General features: G+C 70.2%; 5 protein-coding genes and 1 pseudogene. 3 read left to right on the top strand and 3 right to left on the bottom strand.

The features are described from left to right. Nucleotides 1–49: 49 nt before the first annotated feature. The 3 genes from MKK64_RS14405 to MKK64_RS14415 form a co-directional block, all read right to left on the bottom strand. Entirely contained in the window at nucleotides 50–988 is a 939-nt protein-coding gene (locus tag MKK64_RS14405) for a D-2-hydroxyacid dehydrogenase (protein WP_147726357.1), read from the bottom strand. 144 nt (nucleotides 989–1,132) lie between these two features. After that, complete coding sequence (locus MKK64_RS14410) at nucleotides 1,133–2,341, bottom strand: aminotransferase class V-fold PLP-dependent enzyme (protein WP_147842908.1); 1,209 nt, start codon at nucleotides 2,339–2,341, stop codon at nucleotides 1,133–1,135. Nucleotides 2,342–2,740: 399 nt separating this feature from the next. Further along, nucleotides 2,741–2,965, bottom strand: coding sequence for a hypothetical protein (locus MKK64_RS14415; protein WP_147726355.1), 225 nt, complete (start codon nucleotides 2,963–2,965; stop codon nucleotides 2,741–2,743). A gap of 48 nt (nucleotides 2,966–3,013) precedes the next feature. Between MKK64_RS14415 and MKK64_RS14420 the strand changes: the two genes are divergently transcribed. The 3 genes and pseudogenes from MKK64_RS14420 to MKK64_RS14430 form a co-directional block, all read left to right on the top strand. After that, nucleotides 3,014–3,853 (top strand): UDP-2,3-diacylglucosamine diphosphatase, encoded by an 840-nt coding sequence (locus tag MKK64_RS14420; protein WP_279593195.1) that lies wholly within the window; start codon nucleotides 3,014–3,016, stop codon nucleotides 3,851–3,853. Then, the gene (locus tag MKK64_RS14425; RefSeq protein WP_243935610.1) at nucleotides 3,850–4,920 is read left to right on the top strand and encodes a glycosyltransferase family 4 protein; all 1,071 of its coding nucleotides are present in this window, start codon (nucleotides 3,850–3,852) and stop codon (nucleotides 4,918–4,920) included. The genes MKK64_RS14420 and MKK64_RS14425 overlap by 4 nt, the downstream gene beginning before the upstream one ends. A 39-nt stretch (nucleotides 4,921–4,959) precedes the next feature. Next, nucleotides 4,960–5,580: pseudogene (locus tag MKK64_RS14430) on the top strand (ribonuclease HII); the annotation flags it as partial. Nucleotides 5,581–5,871 lie beyond the last annotated feature (291 nt).

The raw sequence follows: 5,871 nt of genomic DNA on the forward strand, positions 1-5,871 counted from the left end.
CTGACGCGAGGCCCACCCTCCCCCGCAGCGGGGGGAGGGAGAGTTCGACCTAGACCACGTTCTGCGGCTTGCCGGCGACGAAGGCCTCGACGTTGTCGACGAGCTGGTCGGCCAGGATCTGCATCGCCTCTTTGCTGGCCCAGGCCACGTGCGGCGTGACGATCAGGTTCGGCAGGTCGAGGTCGCACAGGATGTTGCCGTTCTTGGGCGGCTCCTGCACCACCACGTCGAAGCCGGCGCCGCCGATCGTGCCGGCCTTCAGCGCCTCGGCCAGGGCCTCCTCGTCCACCAGCCCGCCGCGGGCGGTGTTGATGAGGATCGCGTGCTTCTTCATCTTCGCCAGCTGCTCGGCGCCGATCATGTTCCGGGTCTCAGGCGTCAGCGGCGCGTGCAGCGTGATGACGTCGGACTGGGTCAGGATCGTCTCGAGGTCGACGAGGCCCTCCTGCGGGAAGACGTCGTAGGCGATGACCTTCATGCCGAGCGCTTCCGCCCGCTTGCCGATCGACTTGCCGAGCGCGCCGTAGCCGACGATGCCGAGCGTCGAGCCGGCGATGTCGTGGATCGGGTAGTCGAAGTAGCAGAACTGGGTCGACTTGTTCCAATCGCCCCGGCGCACCGAGTTGGCGTAGGGCACGATCGCGCGCCGCAGGGCGAAGATCAGCGCGATGACGTGCTCGGGCACGGTGTTGAAGGCGTAGTTGCGGATGTTGACGACGGTGATGCCTTGCGCCTTCGCCTGCTCCTTGTCGACCACGTCGGTGCCGGTGGCGGCGACGGCGATGAGCTTGAGGTCGGGCAGCTGCTTCAACGTGTCGGCGCGCATCGGCACCTTGTTGATCAGCGCGATCTCGGCGCCCTGGAGCCGGGAGACGATCTCCTCCGGTGTCCAGGTCGAATCGTATTCCTTGTAGTCGTGCGGGAAGTTGAACGGCCGGACCGTGGCGTCGAGGGACTCGCGGTCGAGGAATACGATCTTCTTCGTCATGGAACGCCTTTCATGCGACGGCCGGATCGGGCCCTGCCCGCGACGCGCCGGTCGCGGCGATCCCGATCCGGTTCGAGATGATCCCCTCTCGTCCGGGATGGCGCGGGGGCGTCGACGCCCCCGCGCGATGGTGTCGGCCTAACGTCAGCCCTGGGTGAGCGGATGCTCGCGCAGGTAGCTCGACGCGGCGGCGACGCCCGAGCCCGGGGTGACGTGCACGCCGCAATCGATCATCGCCATCTCGGCGCCGGCGATCGCGCCGAGCAGCGACAGCTCGTTGAGATCACCGAGGTGGCCGATGCGGAACACCTTGCCGGCGACTTGGCTCAGGCCGGCGCCGAGCGAGAGGTTGTAGCGGTCGTAGGCGTGCTTGATGATCTTGGCCGCATCGACGCCCTCGGGCGCCAGGATCGCCGTCACCGTGTCGGAGTTCCACTTGGGCTCCTTGGCGCAGGTCTTCAGGCCCCACGCCGCCACGGCCTGACGGGTCGCCTCGGCGAGCACGTGATGGCGGTGGTAGACGTTCTGCAGCCCCTCTTCCTTGATGCACTCGAGAGCCTCGCGCAGGCCGTAGAGCAGCGGAAGCGGCGGGGTGTAGGGGAAGTAGCCGGTCGGGTTCTGCTTCAGCTGGTCGGACCAGGCGAAGTAGACGTGTCCGAGGCGGTCGTTGCCGCCGGCGGTGCCTTCGGAGGCCTTGATCGCCTTGGCGCTGGCGCAGAGCACGCCGAGGCCGGCGGGGAGCATGAAGCCCTTCTGCGAGCCGGCGATGGCGCAATCCACCTTCCACGCGTCCATCTCGAACGGCAGCGAGCCGATCGACGAGATGCCGTCGACGAACAGCAGCGCCGGGTGGCCGGCGGCGTCGATCGCCTTGCGGACCGCGCCGATGTCGCTGGTGACGCCGGTCGCCGTCTCGTTGTGGACGACCATCACAGCCTTGATCTTGTGCTCGGTGTCGGCGCGCAGCGCCTGGCCGATCTTCTCCGGGTCGGCGCCGGTGCCCCAGGCCTCGTCCTGCACGATGACGTCGAGGCCGAGGCGCTGGGCCATGTCGACCCAGAGGTGGCTGAACTGGCCGTAGCGGGCGGTCAGGACCTTGTCGCCGCGGCAGAGCGTGTTCGCCAGGGCCGATTCCCAGATGCCGGTGCCGGAGGACGGATAGAAGATGATCGTGCCCGCCTCGGAGCCGAACACCATCTTGGCGTCCTGGAACAGCGGCTTCACCAGCGCCGGGAAGTCGGGCGAGCGGTGGTCCTCCGAGGGGACGTGCATCGCGCGCAGCACGCGGTCCGGAATGTTGGTCGGGCCGGGAATGAAGAGGTGATTGCGTCCGGGGCGCCGCGTTGCAGCCATGGGGTGTGTCCTCCGATTACCAAGAAACGTTGGCCGGCAAGCCGGCTTCAGGAACGATGCGCCGGCTTGCGACGCATGGGCGTGTGGTGATCCGTGGGCGGTCTGGTGAGGGGGACGCCGAACCGGCGCGGCCGGAAGCGCGCGGGAGGGCTGTCCCGCGCGGAACTTCCGCGTCGTCGGTCGGTCGCTTCACCGGGCGATGCGGAGCGGCGGAACGGTCTGGCACCGCTCGCGGTCGCGGCATGGATCCATGCCGGTCGCCTCCGAAAAGCCTCGTCTTCCATGCGTCGGCCGTGGCCGTCGCGCAAGCCGCGGAATGCGGATCCTGCACGCCGGCGCTGCGCCGACCCTCGACACCTTCCTCCCCGTCGTCCCGCCCCGGCTCACGATCCAAGTGGTTCACGATCCAAGTCGACCATCCAGGTCGGCGATCCATTGGCCGTCGCCGGCGCCGGCCTTACGGCAGGCGATCGCTTTGAATCCATTATGAACGCCGAAGCTCCACAAGCAAAACTGGAAAAACTTCCCGGACGACGAAAAAAAATTGTCGTGCACTGCAGCAAACCGGCGAAGGATCTTCGCATTGCTTGCTGCATCGCAGCATCGGATGCGCGCCACCGTCATCAAACTGAGACGCGTTTCCGGTTTGGCTCGGCCGAAGACCGCCGGGAGATGCTCGTGGCCGACGACACGGAAGGGACGACCCGCGTCCGCACCCTGTTCCTCTCAGACCTGCACCTCGGCACCCGCGGCTGCCAGGCCGGGCTGCTCCTGGACTTCCTGAAGGACTACGACGCCGACACGCTCTACCTCGTCGGCGACATCGTCGACGGCTGGCAGCTCCGATCGGGCTGGTACTGGCCGCAGGGGCACAACGACGTGGTGCAGAAGCTCCTGCGCAAGGTGCGCAAGGGCTCGAGCCTGGTCTACGTGCCGGGCAACCACGACGAGTTCCTGCGCGACTACATCGGCACCACCTTCGGCGGGATCGAGATCGCCGAGAGCCGCATCCACGAGGCGGCGGACGGGCGGCGCTACCTGGTGATCCACGGCGACCAGTTCGACATGGTGGTGCGCCACGCCCGCTGGCTCGCCCATCTCGGCGACGGCGCCTACACCTTCGCGCTGTTCGTCAACACCGGCCTGAACAAGCTGCGCCGCCGGCTCGGCCTGTCCTACTGGTCGCTGTCGGCCTGGGCGAAGCTGAAGGTGAAGAACGCGGTCAACTTCATCGGCGCGTTCGAGACCTTTCTCGCCGACGAGGCCCGGCGCCAGGGTGCCGACGGGGTGATCTGCGGCCACATCCATCACGCCGCCGACCGGCGGATCGACGGCCTGCGCTACCTCAACACCGGCGACTGGGTCGAATCCTGCACCGCGCTGGTCGAGCATTACGACGGCCGCATGGAGGTGCTGCATTATCCGAGCGTGCTTCGCGCCCGCGCGGCGGAGGCGTCGGAGGCCGAGCGCGCCGGTGCGCTTCCGGCGCAGGACCGCCGGGCGGTCGCGTGAGGCTGCTGGTCGCGACCGATGCCTGGGCGCCGCAGGTCAACGGCGTGGTGCGCTCGCTCGAGCGCATGGCCGAGGCCGCCCCCGCCCACGGCTTCGAGCCGTTCTTCGTGACCCCGCGCGACTTCCGCTCGCTGCCGATGCCGGGCTATCCCGAGATCCGGCTGGCGCTGGCGGGCGCGCGCGGCATCGCCGCCGCCTGGGCGCGGATCGAGCCGACCCACGTCCACATCGCCACCGAGGGCACGATCGGCCACGCGGTGCGGCGGCTCTGCCGCGCGAAGGGCCGCCCCTTCACCACGAGCTACCACACGCGGTTTCCTGAATATCTCGCCGCCCGGGCGCCGATCCCCGAGGCGTGGAGCTACGCCTGGCTGCGGCGCTTTCACCGGGCGGCCAGCGGCACCATGGTCAGCACCGCCTCGCTCGAGCGCGAGCTCGCCGGCCGCGGCTTCCGCAACCTGATGCGCTGGACGCGGGGCGTCGACACCGACCTGTTCCGCCCGGCCGATCCTTCCGCGGAGGTTCCCCCTGCGCTCGCGGGGCTGCCGCGCCCGATCTTTCTCTTCGTCGGCCGCGTCGCGGTCGAGAAGAACGTCGCCGCCTTCCTCAGTCTCGACCTGCCGGGCAGCAAGGTGGTGATCGGCGACGGGCCCGACCGCGCCCGGCTCGCGGCCGCCCACCCGCAGGCCTGCTTCCTCGGCACCCGCACCGGCGCGGAGCTGTCCGCGCTCTACGCGGCGAGCGACGTGTTCGTGTTCCCGAGCCTCACCGACACCTTCGGCATCGTGCTGCTCGAGGCGATGGCCTGCGGCCTGCCCGTGGCGGCCTACCCGGTCACCGGCCCCCTCGACGTGGTCGCCGGGACCGGGGCCGGGGTGCTCGACGCCGATCTGCGCGCGGCATGCCTCGCCGCCCTCGCCGTTCCGCGCGGGCAATGCCGCGCGGAGGCCCTCCGCCGGACCTGGGCCGAGAGCGCCCGCCAGTTCTTCGGCAACATCGAGAGCGCCCACGCCCAGGCGGCCGATCTGCGCGTGCCGGCCGGCGCCGAGGCGGCCCTGCTTGGCTGATGAGGTGACGGGTTGAGAGGGTGACGGGCCGGCCGAGGAATGCGATGGGTCGCCGCCCCTTCGGACCCGACCCGCCCCGTGCCCCCCTTCGATCCCGCCTGCGCCGCCGACTACCCCGCCGTCATCGGCTGCGACGAGGTCGGGCGCGGCGCCCTGTGCGGCCCGGTGGTCGTCGCGGCGGTGTGGTTCGATCCGATTGCGATCCCGCCGGACCTGCTCGCCCGCCTCGACGACAGCAAGCGGGTCAAGGAACCGCTGCGCGAGATCCTGACGCCGCTGATCCGCGCGCAGGGCCGCGTCGCGGTCGCGGCGGGATCCCGGGCATTGATCGACCGGGTCAACGTCCGCGTCGCCACCCTCGACGCGATGCGCCGGGCGGTGCTGCGGCTCGCCCTCGATGCGCCGGTGCTGGTCGACGGGCGGGACGCGGTTCCCGGCCTGCCGCAGCCCTGCCGTGCGGTCGTCGGCGGCGACCGCGCGGTGCCGCAGATCGCCGCCGCCTCCATCGTCGCCAAGACGTTTCGCGATGCGCTGATGCGGGTGCTGGCCCGGCGCCACCCGCATTACGGCTGGGAGCGTAACGTCGGCTACGGCGCCCCGGTGCACCTCGCCGGCCTCAGGACCCACGGCCGCACCCCGCATCACCGGCTGAGTTTCACGCGGGCGTACGGCGATGGCGGCAGCAGGACGGGTGTCGCAGATGGGGATCGCCGCGCGCCTTTCCCTCCCCCCTCTGCGGGGGAGGGTGGGCCTCGCGTCAGCGAGGGTCGGGAGAGGGGAGCGACAGTGCCGGATGCGGCGCTCCCCTCTCCCGACCCGCTGCGCGGGCCACCCTCCCCCGCAGAGGGGGGAGGGAGAACGCGCCGCGTTCGTTCGCAAGGTGTCTGAGATCGTCCGTCGACGCAAAAAATCACACCGTCCTGCCGCCGCGGAGCATTGCTCGATCGCCGC

Origin of the sequence: Methylobacterium sp. E-025 (genome assembly GCF_022829705.1) — a bacterium.
Classification (GTDB): domain Bacteria; phylum Pseudomonadota; class Alphaproteobacteria; order Rhizobiales; family Beijerinckiaceae; genus Methylobacterium.